The 17,139-nt window shown below is 43.3% G+C and carries 19 protein-coding genes; 7 read left to right on the top strand and 12 right to left on the bottom strand.

Annotated features, from left to right (window positions below; all coding sequences use genetic code 11):
* A partial coding sequence (locus tag DP114_RS34455) for a hypothetical protein (RefSeq protein ID WP_216669924.1) occupies positions 1-253 on the top strand: 253 nt, incomplete at its 5' end.
* On the opposite strand, the gene DP114_RS19830 is transcribed toward DP114_RS34455, so the two are convergent.
* The 5 genes from DP114_RS19830 to DP114_RS36090 all read right to left on the bottom strand — a co-directional run bounded on the left by DP114_RS19830 (position 245) and on the right by DP114_RS36090 (position 5,371).
* Positions 245-1,246, bottom strand: coding sequence for an extracellular catalytic domain type 1 short-chain-length polyhydroxyalkanoate depolymerase (locus DP114_RS19830; RefSeq protein WP_171976932.1), 1,002 nt, complete (start codon positions 1,244-1,246; stop codon positions 245-247). The two genes, DP114_RS34455 and DP114_RS19830, sit on opposite strands and share 9 nt — an antisense overlap.
* Before the next feature lie 613 nt (positions 1,247-1,859).
* Positions 1,860-3,629 carry an alpha/beta hydrolase gene (locus tag DP114_RS19825; protein WP_171976931.1) on the bottom strand — a complete coding sequence of 590 codons (1,770 nt, stop codon included), beginning with the start codon at positions 3,627-3,629 and terminating at the stop codon, positions 1,860-1,862.
* Between the two features lie 529 nt (positions 3,630-4,158).
* Complete coding sequence (locus DP114_RS19820; protein WP_171976930.1) at positions 4,159-4,302, bottom strand: DM13 domain-containing protein; 144 nt, start codon at positions 4,300-4,302, stop codon at positions 4,159-4,161.
* A gap of 170 nt (positions 4,303-4,472) precedes the next feature.
* Entirely contained in the window at positions 4,473-4,961 is a 489-nt protein-coding gene (locus DP114_RS36095; RefSeq protein ID WP_246163376.1) for an HARBI1 family protein, read from the bottom strand.
* Between the two features lie 29 nt (positions 4,962-4,990).
* On the bottom strand, positions 4,991-5,371 hold the full coding sequence (locus tag DP114_RS36090; protein WP_246162596.1) for a helix-turn-helix domain-containing protein: 381 nt from the start codon (positions 5,369-5,371) through the stop codon (positions 4,991-4,993).
* A gap of 66 nt (positions 5,372-5,437) precedes the next feature.
* Here DP114_RS36090 and DP114_RS19810 point away from each other — a divergent pair, with 66 nt between their 5' ends.
* Positions 5,438-6,208 carry an SDR family oxidoreductase gene (locus tag DP114_RS19810; RefSeq protein WP_171976929.1) on the top strand — a complete coding sequence of 257 codons (771 nt, stop codon included), beginning with the start codon at positions 5,438-5,440 and terminating at the stop codon, positions 6,206-6,208.
* Between the two features lie 491 nt (positions 6,209-6,699).
* On the opposite strand, the gene dapF is transcribed toward DP114_RS19810, so the two are convergent.
* On the bottom strand, positions 6,700-7,542 hold the full coding sequence (dapF, locus tag DP114_RS19805; RefSeq protein ID WP_169267574.1) for a diaminopimelate epimerase: 843 nt from the start codon (positions 7,540-7,542) through the stop codon (positions 6,700-6,702).
* A 153-nt stretch (positions 7,543-7,695) separates the two neighbouring features.
* Here dapF and DP114_RS19800 point away from each other — a divergent pair, with 153 nt between their 5' ends.
* Positions 7,696-7,914, top strand: a complete 219-nt coding sequence (locus tag DP114_RS19800; RefSeq protein ID WP_244837949.1) for an Hfq-related RNA-binding protein — start codon at positions 7,696-7,698, stop codon at positions 7,912-7,914.
* Between the two features lie 26 nt (positions 7,915-7,940).
* Here DP114_RS19800 and DP114_RS19795 read toward each other — a convergent pair whose 3' ends face one another.
* The 3 genes from DP114_RS19795 to DP114_RS19785 all read right to left on the bottom strand — a co-directional run bounded on the left by DP114_RS19795 (position 7,941) and on the right by DP114_RS19785 (position 11,217).
* Complete coding sequence (locus tag DP114_RS19795) at positions 7,941-8,465, bottom strand: GNAT family N-acetyltransferase (RefSeq protein WP_171976928.1); 525 nt, start codon at positions 8,463-8,465, stop codon at positions 7,941-7,943.
* On the bottom strand, positions 8,462-8,749 hold the full coding sequence (locus DP114_RS19790) for a type II toxin-antitoxin system TacA family antitoxin (protein ID WP_169267572.1): 288 nt from the start codon (positions 8,747-8,749) through the stop codon (positions 8,462-8,464). Before DP114_RS19790 ends, DP114_RS19795 begins: the two co-directional genes overlap by 4 nt.
* A gap of 128 nt (positions 8,750-8,877) precedes the next feature.
* Positions 8,878-11,217 carry a monovalent cation:proton antiporter family protein gene (locus DP114_RS19785; protein ID WP_169267571.1) on the bottom strand — a complete coding sequence of 780 codons (2,340 nt, stop codon included), beginning with the start codon at positions 11,215-11,217 and terminating at the stop codon, positions 8,878-8,880.
* Positions 11,218-11,556: 339 nt separating this feature from the next.
* Between DP114_RS19785 and DP114_RS19780 the strand changes: the two genes are divergently transcribed.
* From DP114_RS19780 to DP114_RS19770, 3 genes are all read left to right on the top strand, one after another.
* On the top strand, positions 11,557-12,162 hold the full coding sequence (locus DP114_RS19780; RefSeq protein WP_169267570.1) for a vWA domain-containing protein: 606 nt from the start codon (positions 11,557-11,559) through the stop codon (positions 12,160-12,162).
* Positions 12,163-12,355: 193 nt separating this feature from the next.
* Entirely contained in the window at positions 12,356-12,961 is a 606-nt protein-coding gene (locus DP114_RS19775) for a vWA domain-containing protein (protein ID WP_171976927.1), read from the top strand.
* Between the two features lie 71 nt (positions 12,962-13,032).
* Positions 13,033-13,425 carry a salt stress protein, Slr1339 family gene (locus tag DP114_RS19770; protein WP_169267568.1) on the top strand — a complete coding sequence of 131 codons (393 nt, stop codon included), beginning with the start codon at positions 13,033-13,035 and terminating at the stop codon, positions 13,423-13,425.
* Positions 13,426-13,486: 61 nt separating this feature from the next.
* Here DP114_RS19770 and DP114_RS19765 read toward each other — a convergent pair whose 3' ends face one another.
* Positions 13,487-13,840: a winged helix-turn-helix transcriptional regulator gene (locus DP114_RS19765; protein WP_169267567.1), complete on the bottom strand. Its 354-nt coding sequence runs from the start codon at positions 13,838-13,840 to the stop codon at positions 13,487-13,489.
* 91 nt (positions 13,841-13,931) lie between these two features.
* Positions 13,932-14,264: a hypothetical protein gene (locus tag DP114_RS19760; protein WP_211178659.1), complete on the bottom strand. Its 333-nt coding sequence runs from the start codon at positions 14,262-14,264 to the stop codon at positions 13,932-13,934.
* Between the two features lie 314 nt (positions 14,265-14,578).
* Between DP114_RS19760 and DP114_RS19755 the strand changes: the two genes are divergently transcribed.
* Positions 14,579-15,202, top strand: coding sequence for an FMN-dependent NADH-azoreductase (locus tag DP114_RS19755; RefSeq protein WP_171976926.1), 624 nt, complete (start codon positions 14,579-14,581; stop codon positions 15,200-15,202).
* 466 nt (positions 15,203-15,668) lie between these two features.
* Here DP114_RS19755 and DP114_RS19750 read toward each other — a convergent pair whose 3' ends face one another.
* Positions 15,669-17,063: a transposase gene (locus tag DP114_RS19750; RefSeq protein ID WP_246162595.1), complete on the bottom strand. Its 1,395-nt coding sequence runs from the start codon at positions 17,061-17,063 to the stop codon at positions 15,669-15,671.
* Between the last annotated feature and the right edge of the window lie 76 nt (positions 17,064-17,139).

The raw sequence follows: 17,139 nt of genomic DNA, 5'->3' as shown, positions 1-17,139 counted from the left end.
GGGTTTGCGTAGCGCCCCCTATGCCTGCGGCACGGCTACGCCTATCGGGGCTAGTTGCCACAACGCGCTTAACCCGACGCCCTTCGGGTTCGCCAGTCGCCTACGGAGGGAGACCCTCCTGCAGCGCTGGTCTCACCAGATACCAAGTGAGGGAAACCCTCATCAAGTACTGGCTCCGCAAGGCACAACTCTTGGCAGTACTGGCTCCCCACAGCACTGGCTCCTCCTACACCCCTACACCCTTTCAAACTAAAGGTAAAGTATGACGCTCAAAGAAGTCCCAAATCGTCTGAGTTGAGTCTAAACCGAGGTCTTTATTGAAGTCATTTACATCTTTATCAGTAGAACTACCACCGTACCAGAGATGTCCGCCGTTGACTACAGCTAATTCTACAACCTCGGAACCAGCGCTACAACCGGAGTAGGAATAGGTTTTAAGTTTTGAGCGATCGCGGCTTGCGCGGCTCCCTGCTGGAGCATCGCTCTGATTCCCAGCCAAAAATGTATCATTTTTGGCAGTATATTCCGGACATTGGTTGTGAGTACGCCAAAACTCTATTGCTTCTGGAATAGAAACGAGCGATCCTTTTTGAGTTTTCTTATCACCCTGATAATTTACAGATTGGTCGTTTGTGCCATTAATCATTAATATAGATACAGGCATTTCTGGTTGGCAATTTGGTTTTAGTCGCCTTGGCAAAGAACCAGCTACAGAAGCAAAAGCTGCTATTTTATCAGATAGTTCACAACTCAAAGCTTGGGTTAGTATTCCACCTCTAGAAAAACCACTGGCGTAGATTCTACGACTATCAATATTTCTAACTTCTTGTATATGATTAATTAAATTCTTCACAAAAGAAACATCATCAATATTTCTTTTATTTTTATTTTTTATACTCCATCTCTGATCAATGCCATCAGGATAAACAACAATAAACCCTTTTTGGTCTGCTAATTTATTAAATTGAGATACATTACTAATTGAGCGTCCACTGCCTTCGTCTCCATGAAATACCATAACTAATGGCATAGGACGACTAGGAGAATAAGACTTTGGCGTATAAATATCGTAAGTGCGGGTGTAACCTTGATCCGCTAATTCGCCATTACTCTGACCATAAACAACATTTTCTTCTTGTATAGTTATTTGCTGCGCTTGCATTGATTCGCAGCCTGCAACTAAACTAATTGAGAGTAAACAAGTAAAGACTCGTTTGAGGAATTGGGAACTGATATTAACATTCACGATTAATTGTATAAGGTAAAATTATAAGTATATTTTTAATGTGTTGTTAGCTATAAAATACTTCTATTCACTCATGGTTTACCTCATACAAATGGGTGAATCTGTTTAATTGACTTGCAGTAAAACTCTAACTACAGATAGAAAAAGTTTCTTACCGCACAAAATTAGTGTTTTTGTGTGTAGGCAAAACTTTCAATAAATACAGGGAACTCTTAACGCTTAACGCTTAACGCTTAACTCTTAACGCCTAGAGCGTCAGCGGCTCGACTGAGCGGAAGCTGAGCGGCGTCGTTCGCGTAGCGTCTCCGTTCGGCCTCAAGCCGTGCCCGTTCGCGCAGCGTGTCCCTTTGGGACTCAGGGCTCAGGAGATAGCTTCGCCGAACGTCCGAACAGGAGCAGGCAACAGGTGAGACCAGCCCCCGTCTTGGCGGTCTCCGTCACGTTCGCGTAGCGTCTGCGCAGGAGTTTGGGGGATTGGCGAACCCGAAGGGCAACAGGATACATTGTATGAAATGTCACAAAACAACCTGATTAATGTTTCGCCTTATACTTGTAAGTTTTCCCACCCGCCTGAGGTGAAAATAAGGAGTGAAGCGCGTTTGCGCCGCGCCCCCTAGGGGCGCTTTGTACCGTAGGCTGGGAGGGAAGGAGGGCTACTTGATTGTGAATTAAAAACAGCAGAGTGCTGTTGTATTGGACTCAAGGCAGAATTTTTCAAACTGAGAAACTGTACCAAACTCAATCGTAAGGGTTCTTGACTGATAGCGTTGACGTAATTGGCACTCAAGTAGCGACGGTAACTTGGTTGATTAGCAACGTAGGTTTCAAAGAAGGGAAGACTCAAAGCCCTGACATATCGCTGTGCTAATGCAGGACTCGGACCAATCACCTGTTCGGGAACGGGTACACCAGAACTTTGTGATTCTCCAATTGTTGAGAAGTGGGTAGCACCATTAATTAAGACTAAATATTTATTTAGGGTGGTTAACCAGGTGAAGGGTTCAATTTGTTCTGGAAATGCTGGAGCTATTGTATCGGCAGTGCCAGCCATAATCATTATAGGAATTTTAATTTGGCTGATACTGTCTTGCCCCATAATAGTGCTGTCAATCGGGTTAATGGCGATCGCCGCTTTAACTCGTGAATCAGATAAGTTATATGTACTAGATTGTGGTAAACTCACAGCCAAGCACTGAAGTAACAGTGAAAGATTAGCCTTATCTGGTGAACTTGGGCAGTTTTTTTCTAGTTGCTTAAAATTAATTGGTGCTCCTGCTAATGCTAAAGCTGTGTAACCACCAAAGGATTGACCGACTACGCCGACTTGTTCCAAATTCAAGCGCCCTTTGTATGCAGGGTCGGTTTGAGATAGGTTCGTAAGTTGATTCAACAAATACTTTACATCCAAAGGGCGGTCAATAAATTCTCTTGGACTTGTGACTTCCGCCGCCCTACCTGATAATAAAGCTTGCAACTGTTTGGCATCACTACCGGGATGTTCTGGAACAGCAACGACAAACCCATAAGAAGCAAGGTTTTGAGCAAGGTAAGCATAACTGGTACGATCAGAACCAAGTCCGTGGGAGATGACAATAACTGGACGAAAGCCAGATACATCTGGTAGATAAATGTCAGCAGGAAAAATGCGATTACGAGATGTGTCGTTGAGCGTAATAGTCCGCTTCTGCCAACGATATTTTCCTGATCGTGGCAGATCTGTGAGTGAAATCTTATCTGAAGTAGAGGCATTTGCTGTATCCAACGACTGCTTGTTGATCAGTGCGATGGCCTGTTGAGTCTGATTGACTATATTTTGGAATGCCTCTGCTATTTGCAAACCGCGAGCTAAATTTATCGAAATCGTTCTTGAGGGAAACCTGCGTAGTATATTTAATAAAGTGAAATTTTTTGGATCGGCGGCTGCAAGAATCAGTGCTCCTCGAATTGCATAGAACCCGTTAATGTGAGATTCTTGCTGTACGACTTCTCCGAAATCTGCTAACACTCTTTCGCCGATCGGTGTATAAAGAAACTGCGAAACCTGTACAGCATTTAGGGGAATGGGAGTCAGCAACAATTGCGGCAGTTGCTTTAGTTGCTCTTTACCTGCATACTCAACATACACAGCTAGGTCATCATCTATTTTACCTGTCTTGGCATAGGTTTCTAGAGAATCAATCGAAATAGAGCGAGACACAGCACCATAGGAAAGAGTCAACCGCTCTGCACTTAAGCTAGGACGAGCGGTTAGAGTAGGAATTAACCCAATACTGAGAATCCCCAAGGCGATTTGTCGCAAAATGGATTGCTTGCTGATCAAACGAGTATGAGGACGCAACCGGGTAACTTTGGGGATAGGAGGCGAAATCGGCGAGCAATTCATGAATATCACCAAGCGCTTCTTTAGCAATTTTACTAAATTAAGCTTATGCTGCTTATCAATACTATCGTTGGGAATATTCTTTTGTTAACCACAAATGTTCTCTGTGGTCATTCAATTTTGGATTTTAGATTTTAGATTTTAGATTTTAGATGAATCGCACAGACAGATCCGAGGCTTGGGAATTTTGAATTTTGGATTGGTTCCACAGTCACAAAGGAAATTTCTTTGCTTGTGAAACCACTACAGCAGGATATAGCCGTTGCCAGGTAGATTAGGACATGAACTCATGAAAAATATGGACATTACGAGACTTTCAAACTTCTTGACAAGGTAAGTATTTCTTCCCTGTTGCCTGTTCCCTGTTAAGCGTTCCCTGTTCCCTACGTCCTAATAGAGTTGGCTATAGCTATAAAAGCAAAAACTAGTACAGTTCGGCGCAAATAAAGCAACCATTAGTAACAGAGAAAAAGCTTACAATAAAAGCTTTTGCGCCTTCTGCCCTCTGCCTCCGGACTTCTGCCTTTTTGTACTAGTAATTACTTGCACTACCGCTAGCACGGAGTGGAGCATAACCAAAAGTTGCGTTCGCCATACGGCACCAAATAACCGCAGACTTGAAGTTAGATACGTTAATGGCAGCAGGAATTGGATAGCGTTGTTCACCATTAGACATCTCCGAAAAATGCCAATAGCACTCTATAACTGGCTTTCAAGAGGCGAACGCCAATTTCAAACATCAGTCAGCCTCCACGCAAAAATAATGTTTGAGACAGTTACTGTTGATAATAAGGTAGAAGTAAGTATTTTTACACGCTAATTCTAACCTGGTAAAATCGTGCTATTTTATATTGGTAAAACCAATGCTCCTATTCGGAATCTTACAAGTCCACAAATAGTCATGACTATCTGTTCGTATTTATGTGGATTTAGTCGAAATCTTTCAGAGGCAACTCTAAATATCTTAATGAAACGAATTAAATGTTCAACAAAGATTCGTTCAGATGCCAACTCTTTATTTTTTTCTTTCTGCTCTAGAGTTAATTCTTGTTTTTTCGCCTTTTTCGTGGGAGTCTTAATGAATGGTTCTCCTTCATAAGCTTTATCTCCCTTAAACTTTTGATTAGGGTCAAAGCCTTTGCGACTTTCACGAAATACATTTATATCACTTTTCGGCCCAGGTCTTCCCACAATTACATCAACAATATCTTTCCCATCTGGTAAAACAATAATTTGATTTTTAAATGTATGGCTTTTCTTTTTACCAGAGTAATATCTTTTTTGTTCTTTATACTCTCCAGGTCGCTCTCTAGGCTGTTCACAACTATCTACTATCAGTTCATAATCGGTTAAAATTTCTTGAACTATCTTATAGTCACTCGTGTTTTTTTTACCTGTTCAAGTAAGCTTGATGGCAAGATTTCTTGTAGGAGTGGAAACCAATAGTTAAATGTATCATTTGCTGTTGATTCACTCACTCCAAACTGGATACCTAGCAATTGAAATGTTGTCAAATGTCGCAAATATATCAGGGTTAACAGAATTTGCTGTTCTGTGGATAGCTTTACCTTACGACCACCCCCTTTATTGATGATTCTAACTTTCTTTGCTTCGCTCTCCTGCTGCTTTTGGGTATGTAAGGCCATCGCCTGCTTCATTAGTTGCTCTAGCTGCTCGTATTTCAGACCAACCAATCGCTGTACCTCTTGAGGGTTGTGTTCAATGTAATCTAGTACGTAACTCATCTTCTTGTGGTAAAAAGCTTATTTTATACTTTTTTACCAGAAAAAATTCTATTTTGGAGATATCTAATGGACAATAACCGCTGGACACTTTCAGGAAAAAAAGCTTTGATTACGGGAGCAACCAAAGGAATTGGAGGAGCGATCGCCCAAGAATTCCTGTCTCTCGGTGCTGAAATTATGATTGTTGCCAGAGATGCACAAGCAATAAACCAGCAGCTTGAAAACTGGCGATCGCAAGGATGGAAAGCTTATGGAATTGCTGCGGATGTTGCCACTTCTGATGGTCGTCAGGCAATAATTGAACAAGTCAATCAAACTTTAGGAGGATTAGATATCCTCGTCAACAACGTTGGCACTAATATTCGCAAAAAAGCGCTGGAATATACAGAACAAGAATATGAGCGCATATTTCAAACCAACTTAACCTCTACATTTGAAATGTGCCGACTCGCTTATCCTTTGCTGAAAGCTGGAGACAACAGCAGCATCGTCAACATTGGTTCTGTTGCTGGGTTAACTGGAGTTCGCACAGGCGCACCCTATGGAATGACAAAAGCAGCGCTTGTACAACTGACTCGTTCTTTGGCTGTAGAATGGGCAGAAAACCAAATTCGTGTAAATACTGTTGCTCCTTGGTTTATTCTCACTCCTTTAACTGAATCTTTCTTGAGCAATTCAGATGTGTTAAGCTCCGTTTTATCGCGTACTCCAATGGGGCGAGTTGGCACACCAGAGGAAGTTGCAGGTTTAGTAGCCTTCCTGTGTATGCCAACAGCCACTTACATTACTGGACAGTGTATTGCAGTTGATGGTGGTTTTGTAGGCTTTGGTTTTTAAAGAATTAGGGGTGTAGGGGTATGGGGGTGTAGGGGAGCCAGTACTTGATGAGTGTTTCCCGACAGAGGTATCTGGCGTGTGTAAGGGTGTAAGGGTGTAGAGGTATAGGGGTGTAGGGTTGCTGTTAAGGATTGATCCTCCCTAGCCCTCCTTAAAAAGGAGCAAACTAAGCAAGCTTTTTAACTCTGTTGGAGGATCTTGCAAAACTAAATACCACTAACTCAACCGTATTGGGCTATAGGGGAATAGGCGGAAATGCATTTTATTTGGAACTGTTGTATGTTCCCCTTACACCCCTACATCCCTAGTTGTTTATTCCCCTTACACCCCTACACCCTTACACCCTTACACACGCCCTTCGGGTATGCCTGCGGCACGCCAAGGGCGAACGCCAGTCGCCTACGGAGGGAAACCCTCCTGCAGCGCTGGTCTCACCAGATACCTCTGTCGGGAAACACTCATCAAGTACTGGCTCCCCTAAACCCCTTGTTTTAGTCAATTTTCCCAGTAAAAACCCGCTCTGCTGGTCCTGTCATATAAAGCCGCTGGTCGATTTGGGACCATTCTATCAGCAATGGTCCTCCTGGAAGTTCTACTGTAGCTTTGCGATCGCATCTCTGTGTCAACACACCCGCCACTAGCGACGCACACGCGCCAGTCCCACAAGCTAAAGTTATACCAGCACCTCGTTCCCATACACGCATTTTCACGTAGTCAGGACGCACCACTTGAATAAATTCAGTATTGATTCGTTGAGGGAAAACTGGGTGATGCTCAAACTGAGGACCAATAACTTCTAGAGGAATTGTTGCAACATCTTCTACAAAGGTGATGCAGTGAGGATTTCCCATATTGACACACGTGACATCCCAAGTTTTGCCTGCGACTTCTAGCGGTTGATTGATCACTTTTTCGTTAGCTGGGTTGATAGTCGTGGGAATTTCACCAGCAAGTAGCCTGGGGATACCCATATCCACTTTAACTTGACCATCTGGCATGAGTTGCGGTGTCATCACACCACCTAGAGTATGAATGCGATATTGGTCGCTTTTTTTGGCGTCACCCTCCAAATCAGCTAAAAAAGCACCGAGACAGCGAATACCGTTACCACACATTTCTGGTTCTGAACCATCCGAATTAAAAATGCGCATGGTGTAGTCAGTACCGTTTTCTCCAGGTAGGGCAAAAATAACACCGTCTGCACCGATACCAAAGTGGCGATCGCACAACTTAACCGCTTGCTCTGGAGTGATGACAGGCTCTGATGACGAGCGATTGTCAATCAATATGAAGTCATTGCCCAGACCGTGATACTTAGTAAATTCTATTGCCATTGCCAAAGTCGATGAATTATATTTGAGTTTTTACGTCATTAGTGTAATGTCTTTTGTCAGTTGTCAACTATCACTGATAACTGATAACTGATAACTGATAACTGATAACTGATAACTGATAACTGATGACTGATAACTGATGACTGATGACTGATGACAATTATGGGACTTGACACCTCACTACCTAGCATTCGGCAAGTACAAAATTTGATACAGCAAGCAGTCACAATTGAAATCAAACTGCTTACTGGCGACATATTGATTGGAAGAATCATATGGCAGGATTCTCAGTGTATGTGTCTTATGAATGAAAACAGTCAACAGATGACTGTTTGGAAGCAAGCCATTGCTTATATTAAGGCAAAAGAATAAGTAGCCATCACAACAGGCGCTATATCTCATTGAATACCAAGAGCTACTTTGGCATCCGCAAGGGTCAGCATCAACGTCATGGGAGCCAGTGGCGAAGGCATGAATCCGCATCGAAGATAGAATGCCTTGGCGTCCTCGTTCAGGGCATGGACGAGAATCCCCCTGATACCGGCAATGGTTGCCGCTTGCAGGGTGCGAAGCACGGCATCGCGAACCAGGGCTTGTCCAATGCCCTTGCCCTGCCAGTCAAGTGAAACAGCCAGTCGTCCAATGACCATGACAGGAATCGGATCAGGCATGTTACGGCGAACCCTGCCTGGGGCTGTGGTGCTTAGGATGCTCCCGTTCGCCAGACAGTAATAGGCAATCACCTTGTCCCCGACACACACGACATAGGTTCGAGACGCCCCGCTGTCTTCGTTCTTGAGTGCCCGCGTTTTCAACCAGTTGTCCAGTTCTGGGCTGCCAGATGTGAAATTCTCTCGTTGATGGTCTGGTTTGAGCGGTTGGGGCGCTTCCAGAGACTGATGTCCTTCGTTTTGCTCTGTCATTCCCACGGTGCTTTCGTGGCAAGCAGTTTTTTAAGATTGTCACTCGCTCTTGGCGGCGTATCCAGCTGTTCCATGAATTGCTGAAAAGTTGCTTCATCCAGCACAAAAAGCCGACGGTCGAGCAGAACTGTTTCCGCTTCCCGACACGCCGTCTCTAGCATGAAATCGGAGCGGTTCTTACCGAGGGCTGCTGCCGCCCGGTCAATCAGATCCCGTTGCTCCTGGTGTGCTCGGATGTTGATGGTGATGTTGCGGTTGCCTGATTCGGCAGAATGCGGTTGCATCAGTCAGTTTCCTTTTTTGTCCTCACAATGAGTATACAAAATATGTATACTCATTGTCAACACAAATTGAGCCATCAGGAAAGATGCCCCCGCAAGGGGCTCCTCTGGGCAACGCACTGCCTCATCAACTAATCCAACACACTATCTCTTGGCAAAAACTCTTTGAGTGGTTCTGCTTCGCCTGCTTTCACGATTGGGATAGTTAGCGGTATTTTGCTTTCTGGGACAAGCAACTGCACAACTTGATTTAGAGAAAGCAAATTTCCACACAATAAAACTTGGTCGTTGACTTGCAAGTCCTTATTATCATCGGGAAAGCGGATAAATTTGCCCTCTCGTCGCATTGCTTGCACCATAACCGCATATTTGTTGCGGGTATCCAAATCTGCAAGGGTTTTCCCAACCGCTGGACTATCAGTATTGAGAGTAACCCACTGGCAAGCGCTGCTTTCTCCAGGGACAATAGCTTGACCTTTGGCGAATTCATCCAAAGCCGCTAATTCATTATCAGAACCGACAACCAAAAGGCGATCGCCTTCTTCTAAGTCGGTCTGGAGTGAAGGATAATCTATTTCCTCACCTCCTTGACGACGAATTGCCATCAAACTCACGCCTGTTAAGTAGCGCATATCTGCTTCTTCTAAAGTCATACCGACTAGGGGTGAACCAGATGGTAAAGAATACCAACGTTTATTCAGGTCTTGAGTTGCTAGTTGTAAATCACGAGAAACCTCAGACGCCGATTGTTCAGGGCGCAGATCCAAATAATGACGACTGCGAATTTCCTGCATTTCTCGTTGCACCACACTAGATGATAAGCCCAAATCAGTTAAGATGTAACTCACCATTTCTAAACTAGCCTCAAACTCTGGTTGCACAACTTCCCGTGCCCCGAGTTGATAAAGTACCTCAATACTTTTGTCATTTGTGGCGCGAACAACGATATCTAGATCAGGAGACAGTTCCAAAGCGCGTTTGACGCAAAGACGGGTACTCATGGGATCAGGAAGTGCGATCGCCATTCCTCGTGCTGTGTTGACTCCAGCAGTTTCTAAAACGTGAAAACTTACACAATTACCATAAATATAAGAAACCCCAGCTTCGCGCAACTGTTGAATTCTACTTTCTGACTGATCAATCACCACAACAGGTAAATTGTGCTGCTGAAGCAACTTCACCAAATTGCGTCCCACTCGCCCATAACCGCAGACAACTACATGGTCTTTGATCGGTAGTTCTTCAGCAACTCCCAAGGGCTGACCTTCCCCGCTTAAATAGGGCTTTAACCAAGGTACTGATTCTACCCAGTCAAATACAATTGGAACCAAACGCAGCACAAAAGGGGTAAGCACTAATGTTACTGCTGTTGTTCCCAAAATCAGTAAATAGACTTGTCGAGAAACCAGCCCCAGCGCCTGTCCTTCGCTGGCGAGAACAAAAGAAAATTCTCCAATTTGAGCCAGTCCCAACCCAACAATTAACGCTGTTTTCAACGGATAGCGGAACAACTTTACAAGTGGCGTAATAATTAAACATTTACCAATAAATACCAGTGTGACTAATCCCAGAATCAATTCCAGATTCTTCCACAAAAACAGTGGATCGATTAACATCCCAATAGAGGCAAAAAATAAACTGGCAAAAATATCTCGCAATGGCTCAACATACGTAAGGGTTTGATCAGCGTATTCCACTTCCGAAATCATCAAGCCAGCAACAAACGCTCCCATTTCAATAGAAAGCCCCAGAGACTCTGTGAGTAAGGCAATACCCAAACACAGTGCTACGACACCTAATAAAAATAACTCTCGGCTTTCAGTACGGGCTAGCAATCGCAACAAAGGAGGAATGAGCCAAATCCCCGCAATAACTGCACCACCCGCAAATAAACCAATCCGCAACAGTGCCAACAAAACTGCGACAACAAGCGTTTCTCCAGGTTCATGAAGGGCAGGTAAGACTGCGATCATCAGTCCTAGTGCTAAATCTTGAACGACCAAAATTCCCAGCATCACCTGTCCGTGGGGCGTTTCCGTCTCATTACGTTCCATCAAACACTTGAGAACAACTGCTGTGGAAGACAACGATAAAATTGCCCCTAAAAATATACCTTTAGCTGGTAGATATGCCCAAGCTCCTGTCGCCCCACAGACTAAAACTGTGATGAGAATTGTTAGGGCAATTTGTAGTCCTCCTCCACCAAGGGCGATCGCCTGGACTTTTTTCAGTTCTGTAAAGGAAAACTCAACACCCAAGGCAAATAGTAAAAAAGCGACTCCAAACTGAGCCAACGTTTCTACTTGAATCAATTCTTTAATCAGTCCCAGTCCGGATGGCCCAACGACCATTCCACCAATAAGATACCCTAGTAGAACGGGTTGTCTTAAAAGCGCCGCCAAGAGTCCGCCACAAGCAGCAACGGCAAAAACTGAAACTAAATCAACTATGAGTCTAAAATCTTCCTGCACAAGCTTATAAAATAATTGTTAAAACCTATTAACATCAGGATACAAAGTTTTTTCTCTTTAAAGTATCAAATTTGTTTTTTATTTATAGTACTCATATTTGTTTTTGTGAAACTAAGTACATTTGATGTTCCCCCTTCTGGTGCAAGCGTTAAGCGCGATGCAGTGAGCGTGGTCGTTGTGTTCCCTTTATTCACGAGTCAGTTCATAAATCAAACCGAATTCCTATAGCTATTTTAAAGTATGCCCTGTAGCTGGGGCTAAACTGATAACTGTTAAAACTACAATTCAAAAGCTAGACTAGAACAACAAGGTAGCAAGGTTAACAATCAAAGGGATATTATGATGAGCGATCGCGATTACACATTAATTATTGATAAAAGCGGCAGCATGTCTACTCCAGACCAAGTTGGTGGTAGAAGTCGCTGGGAAATGGCTCAAGAATCTACACTCGCACTGGCAAGGAAGTGTGAGCAATTTGACCCTGACGGCATCACAATTTATGTATTTGCCGGTAAATTTAAACGTTACGATGATGTCACTTCAGCGAAAGTGGCACAAATTTTTCTAGAAAATGATCCTGGTGGCACGACAAATTTAGCAGGTGTACTCAAAGATGCAACCAATCACTACTTTCAGCGCAAAGCTGCAGGTCAAGCCAAGCCCAATGGCGAAACAATTCTAGTGATCACCGATGGTGAACCAGATGACCGTAAAGCAGTCTTTGAGGTAATAATTAATGCATCGCGTCAGATGGAACGTGATGAAGAATTGGGAATTTCTTTAATTCAAATAGGCTCAGATCCTCAAGCAACCAAGTTTCTCAAAGCTTTGGATGACCAAATGCAAGATATTGGTGCTAAATTTGACATCTGCGACACAATAACCTTGGATGATCTCGAAGATATGAGCCTTGCTGATGTGTTAATGAATGCGGTGACTGATTAATCAGTTTTTTGTCCTTTGTTCGTTATTAATAACTGATGAGTGATAAGGGAACGCTTAACAGGGAACAGTGAACAGTGAACAGTAAACGACTGATAACTGATAACTGGTAACTGATAACTGGTAACTGATAACTGATAACTGGTAACTGGTAACTGATAACTGATAACTGATAACAAATAGGGAGAATTGAAAAATGCTAGACAATCGTGACTATACTTTAATTATCGACAAAAGTGGTAGTATGGCAACTCAAGACCAAAAGGGTAGTAGAAGCAGATGGGTTGCTGCACAAGAATCTACTTTTGCCTTGGCGAGTAAATGCGAACAACTTGACCCAGATGGTATCACTGTTTATCTGTTTTCTGGACGCTTCAAGCGCTATGAAAATGTGACATCAAGCAAAGTATTGCAAATTTTCCAAGAAAATGATCCTTCTGGTACAACTGACTTGGCAGGTGTGCTGAAACACGCAACCGATAACTACTTTCAACGCAAAGCTGCGGGTGCAACTCAGGTAAATGGTGAAACTATTTTAGTGGTGACTGATGGTGAACCAGATGATCGTAAAGCAGTTATGAAGGTAATTATTGAAGCTTCTCGCCATATGGATCGAGATGAAGAACTTGCTATTTCTTTTATTCAAGTAGGTACAGATGCTCAAGCGACTCGCTTTCTCAAAGTATTAGATGATGAACTGCAAGGGGCTGGTGCAAAGTTCGATATCTGCGACACCATCACCATAGAAGATATGGAAGATCTGACTTTATCAGAAGTACTGCTCAACGCTATTAATGATTAAGCATTTGTGGTGATTTTTCATGGGATTGAGGAGCAAACTGAATTTGGAGTAGTTACGGAGGATTTCAGAACATGGATTCTCTTGATAAACTTTTAGCTGAGATGAAAGCTGAATATGAGGAACAAAAACCTCAACAGCATCAGCTAAAAGCAAATTTAATTAAACCAGTCAGCAAAATGGAAGAGAAATCAAATTTCTTGATAGATAAATTATTAGCCGAAGTCAAAGCTGATTTTGAACAAAAAGATTTAGCTGAACAAGCACAAAAACAGCAAGAACAAGAACAAGAACGAATCCAACAAGAACAACTTCAGGCGAAAAAATTAGAGGAGTTGAAAAAGCAAGCTGAAGATTGGCTCGCAAAATTAGATCCCTTGTCTTTAGAAGGACTTTGGTTTGAAAGATTTGCTGAGGGATATCCGTCAAAAGTAGAGGCTGCAATTGAATATTTACAATTGGAGTGAAGAATTTTATGAGTCTTGTGTGCTTTAGAATTCTTAGGAATGAACGAAAATAGCCCAGCGCTCAAATATTTTGCTTTTTATTATTTATTTCAGATAAATGCTTGACACCCCACTCGTGCATTGCATAGAGAATTGGTTGAAGACTTTCTCCTAAAGGTGTTAAAGAGTACTCTACTTTTGGAGGAATTTGCGCGTAAACTTTGCGATCAATAACCCCATCTTCCTCCATTTCCCTGAGTTGTTGAGTTAGCATTTTTTGAGTAATTCCATTTAAAGATCGCTGTAATTCACCAAAGCGTTTCACACCATCCATTAATTCTCTTATAATCAAAACCTTCCAGCGTCCACCAATGACTTTTAGTGTGGTTTCTACTTCACAAGTTAGTCGGCTATGGTTTTGTGCTTCAGCTTTCATAGTTTTTGTTGGGTAACTACCTTATTGGAGTTTAGACTAAAAGCGATATGAAGGAAGGGAGTAGAGCAATACGGTTCAGTTAAGAAATTTTCTATTGAGGTAGGGGAGGTAGGGGAAGTAGGGGGAGAGAAAAAAGGCTGATCTGAACTGGATTTCTATTCAGACATGCTTCCCGGAAGAAGTTATCCAGTTCGACCAATTGTAATGCTTCAATAACATCCCGCGCCACCTTCAAGTCATCGGGTTTATTCGAGTTCACCAAGAGTCCGACGAGTTGACGGTGAATTGGCTCAACAGCATAGCGGAAAGAAAACTGTAAATCTGGACTCGCCGCCGCTAAATCTGTTCGCAGAGATTTGATTGTGGCGACTGCTTGTTTATAAGCTGCGATCGCACCTGTGTTTTTCCCTTGAGCTTTCAGCACCCGTCCCAACTGCCACTGCCAAAGATAGGCGCTATCGGCTGCGTTACTTCGTTGCGCTAACTGGAGTGCTTCTGAGGTTAATTTTTCTGCCTGACTCCACTGCTGCGTTTTTTCATAAACATTCCTGTTAAGCGTTCCCTGTTAAGCGTGTTTCTTGAAAGTGCCTACTTCTCATTTTAACTTGACATAGTTTACAGTTAGTACGGATAAAAAGTTGAACGACAAATAAGGACTGGTTCGTAGTTGCGTTTCTGCGTAATCAACGAACCCAGTCACCAATCCCAAATCTACTGTTTGCTATTGGAAATTGATTAATGGCACATATCTTACATATTGACTCTAGTCCTCGTGGAGAACGTTCTTTCTCCCGCAAGTTTTCTGGTGAGTTTATCACAGCTTGGAAAAATGCCCATCCCGCAGATAAAGTCACCTACCGGGATATTGGTCATAATACAATTCCTCATGTAGACGAGCCGTGGATCGCTGCTGCTTTTACACCACCAGATACTCACACACCTGAGCTAGCTAAGGCAATTGAATTGTCAAACACCTTAGTTGATGAATTTTTTGCGGCTGACCGCTACGTCTTCGGTGTGCCGATGTATAATTTCAATGTCCCCTCTACCTTCAAAGCTTACATTGACCAGATTGTTCGCATTGGTCGCACCGTCGCTGTAACCGAGCAAGGTGGCTTTAAAGGGCTGGTTGAAGGTAAAAAGATGCTGATTATCACGGCTCGTGGTGGTGACTTTTCTCCAGGAAGCTTCGCTGCACCCTACAATTATCAGGAACCCTATCTCAGCGCGATTTTTGGATTTCTTGGAATTACAGACATTACATACATTAATGTGGAAAACCTCAGTGGAGGTGATGAAGTTCGCCAGCAGTCTTTTGCAAAAGCACATGAAGCCATAGCGCAAGCTGTGGCTGGTTGGTAATCTCTCAAGTAGTGTGGGCGTTGTAATGCCAGCCCTTTCAACGCGAACAAATGAACTAGTGAGTCATTCCAATGACACAAGTTGCAGATGAGTAGGAAAATAGATATTTTCGACCAATTTTAGCGTGTGTTAACTCTGAGAGTTATGAGTGGAGTTGAGACTAAAAATCGGCGATCGCCATCGACAGTAGAAACTTCGCTTAGGCGTGAGCAAAAGGTGTGATGAGCGAACAAGCGGAAATGCTCGAGTTGTCTCCAGGAGGCACGAGGGGGGCTGCGCCCTCCCTCAGGACTCCCCCCGTTGCCTGTCGCTGAGCGACCGCCGCTATCAAAATAGCGAGTGAAGCGGCATCGCCTGTCGTGGCGGTCACTCACCCTTCGGGTTCGCAGTCGCTACAACGGGGGGAACCCCCGCAACGCGCTGCGAACCGCTTCGCTGCGACAGGCTCAAAAAAAGATTACTTATCTCAATAGATATCTAAAAGGCGTGCAGTCGAAACATGACGATGTCTATGATCAACAATTAAAGGTTGGCGTTTTTTCTTCGGACTTCTTATGGCTTTGAGAAAACGTTTGAGATTCACGCCAGTCGCCAGCTGTTGTAAAAGTTGTCCCATTTGGTCTAAAGAATATGTCCTGAATATTTCCCACTGCTGGGATGGAATAGCAATCATCATCCCGCGATATGTGCCTTGAATTTCATCTACTAAGTAGAAATCAGACAAACCTGCATCAATTTTGGCGATGCCATGTACGCTTCCTAAGGCGGCTTTTAGAGTGGCGAGAATGTTGTATGTTACTAACGCCATCGAAAACGAGAACAGGGCAGCTTTAGGATAGGCTAACGTTTGAATTTCGGCGTTAAAATTTTCAGTTACGGTTTGAAAAAGGGTTTCTAGACTCCAACGATTACGATATAACTCGGCTATTTTTGCCGCATCAGCGTGGCTTAAGGGTAAGTTTGTCAAAATCGCTATTTCCCATTCTTTGTCTCGTGTTGGCACAAACAACTTCAGCACAACTCGTCGGCATTTTAAACGATTTCCCTCGTAACAAATTTCGATGCACTGCTCAAAAAGATTTCCTGTATCGGTTTGACCCAAAGCTCTTAAGGTGCTCAGTTCTGTCCAACCTAAAGACCCATGTTGCCGAATCACAAAGAAAGCTTTTTGCTGTGCAATCGTCCACAGAAACTTGGCTGTGCAAAAATTCCGGTCTCCAGTCCAAACATCGTTTGGTTGTACACCAGACAGCACATTATCAAATAAACTCCGCTCATTTGCATGACCATCTTGACAAAGAATAATATCTATTACCAGTTTTGATAGTGGATCTAATACAACTATTGCTTTACCTGGCAAAGCTTTAGCTGCAAATAAACGAATTGCATCTAATCGATGGTCTGTAGCAGCCAAACAAGTCCCATCTACAATTTTATGCCGATATCCTGGTAGTGGATTTGGCTGTTCTCCACCCATGATTTCAATTAGCACTCGCAAATCGCTCGCTGTTTCTCTTACCAATGCTTGACTCACACTCAGTTCTACACCGCAGAGCTTTTTATATAGTGCTGTGGTGCTCACAATCAGGTTTGTTGCTCTGGCTTTATAGGCGGCATGAACCGATTTTTGAATTCCACACACCACCAAACTCATCAAATCTACTTGGCTGGAAAATAGTAATTCTTGCTGGTGCTGTACTTTCGCGTGAGTTTCAAATAATTTATCCATCCGTTCCGGGGCAAATACACGCTCCATTAATCCTCGTGCCATTACACTTACTGGACTTTCTTGGACAAATTGTTCAAAAATGGAGCGTAGCATCTTGACACCCAAACTCGCCCTTATATCTTGAGGATACATCGAAGTTGTACCTCAGATTCCTGACTGGCACAGGGTTTTAGATTTCAAAATCCTAGTTCATTTGTTCGCGTTGAAA

Source organism: Brasilonema sennae CENA114, from assembly GCF_006968745.1.
In the GTDB taxonomy this organism is placed as follows: Bacteria; Cyanobacteriota; Cyanobacteriia; order Cyanobacteriales; family Nostocaceae; genus Brasilonema; species Brasilonema sennae.
The sequence above is the reverse complement of the archived record's forward strand: the minus strand, read 5'-3'. Positions and strand labels throughout refer to the sequence as shown.

What these genes read in the sequence shown, in the direction of transcription:
- DP114_RS19800 (WP_244837949.1), top strand. Translation starts at nt 7,696, where the DNA reads ATGACAATTATGGGACTTGACACCTCACTACCTAGCATTCGGCAAGTA.
- DP114_RS19750 (WP_246162595.1), bottom strand. Translation starts at nt 17,063, where the DNA reads ATGTATCCTCAAGATATAAGGGCGAGTTTGGGTGTCAAGATGCTACGC.
- DP114_RS19820 (WP_171976930.1), bottom strand. Translation starts at nt 4,302, where the DNA reads ATGTCTAATGGTGAACAACGCTATCCAATTCCTGCTGCCATTAACGTA.
- DP114_RS19775 (WP_171976927.1), top strand. Translation starts at nt 12,356, where the DNA reads ATGCTAGACAATCGTGACTATACTTTAATTATCGACAAAAGTGGTAGT.
- DP114_RS19765 (WP_169267567.1), bottom strand. Translation starts at nt 13,840, where the DNA reads ATGAAAGCTGAAGCACAAAACCATAGCCGACTAACTTGTGAAGTAGAA.
- DP114_RS36090 (WP_246162596.1), bottom strand. Translation starts at nt 5,371, where the DNA reads ATGAGTTACGTACTAGATTACATTGAACACAACCCTCAAGAGGTACAG.
- DP114_RS19780 (WP_169267570.1), top strand. Translation starts at nt 11,557, where the DNA reads ATGATGAGCGATCGCGATTACACATTAATTATTGATAAAAGCGGCAGC.
- DP114_RS19790 (WP_169267572.1), bottom strand. Translation starts at nt 8,749, where the DNA reads ATGCAACCGCATTCTGCCGAATCAGGCAACCGCAACATCACCATCAAC.
- dapF (WP_169267574.1), bottom strand. Translation starts at nt 7,542, where the DNA reads ATGGCAATAGAATTTACTAAGTATCACGGTCTGGGCAATGACTTCATA.
- DP114_RS19755 (WP_171976926.1), top strand. Translation starts at nt 14,579, where the DNA reads ATGGCACATATCTTACATATTGACTCTAGTCCTCGTGGAGAACGTTCT.
- DP114_RS19810 (WP_171976929.1), top strand. Translation starts at nt 5,438, where the DNA reads ATGGACAATAACCGCTGGACACTTTCAGGAAAAAAAGCTTTGATTACG.
- DP114_RS19770 (WP_169267568.1), top strand. Translation starts at nt 13,033, where the DNA reads ATGGATTCTCTTGATAAACTTTTAGCTGAGATGAAAGCTGAATATGAG.
- DP114_RS19795 (WP_171976928.1), bottom strand. Translation starts at nt 8,465, where the DNA reads ATGACAGAGCAAAACGAAGGACATCAGTCTCTGGAAGCGCCCCAACCG.
- DP114_RS19825 (WP_171976931.1), bottom strand. Translation starts at nt 3,629, where the DNA reads ATGAATTGCTCGCCGATTTCGCCTCCTATCCCCAAAGTTACCCGGTTG.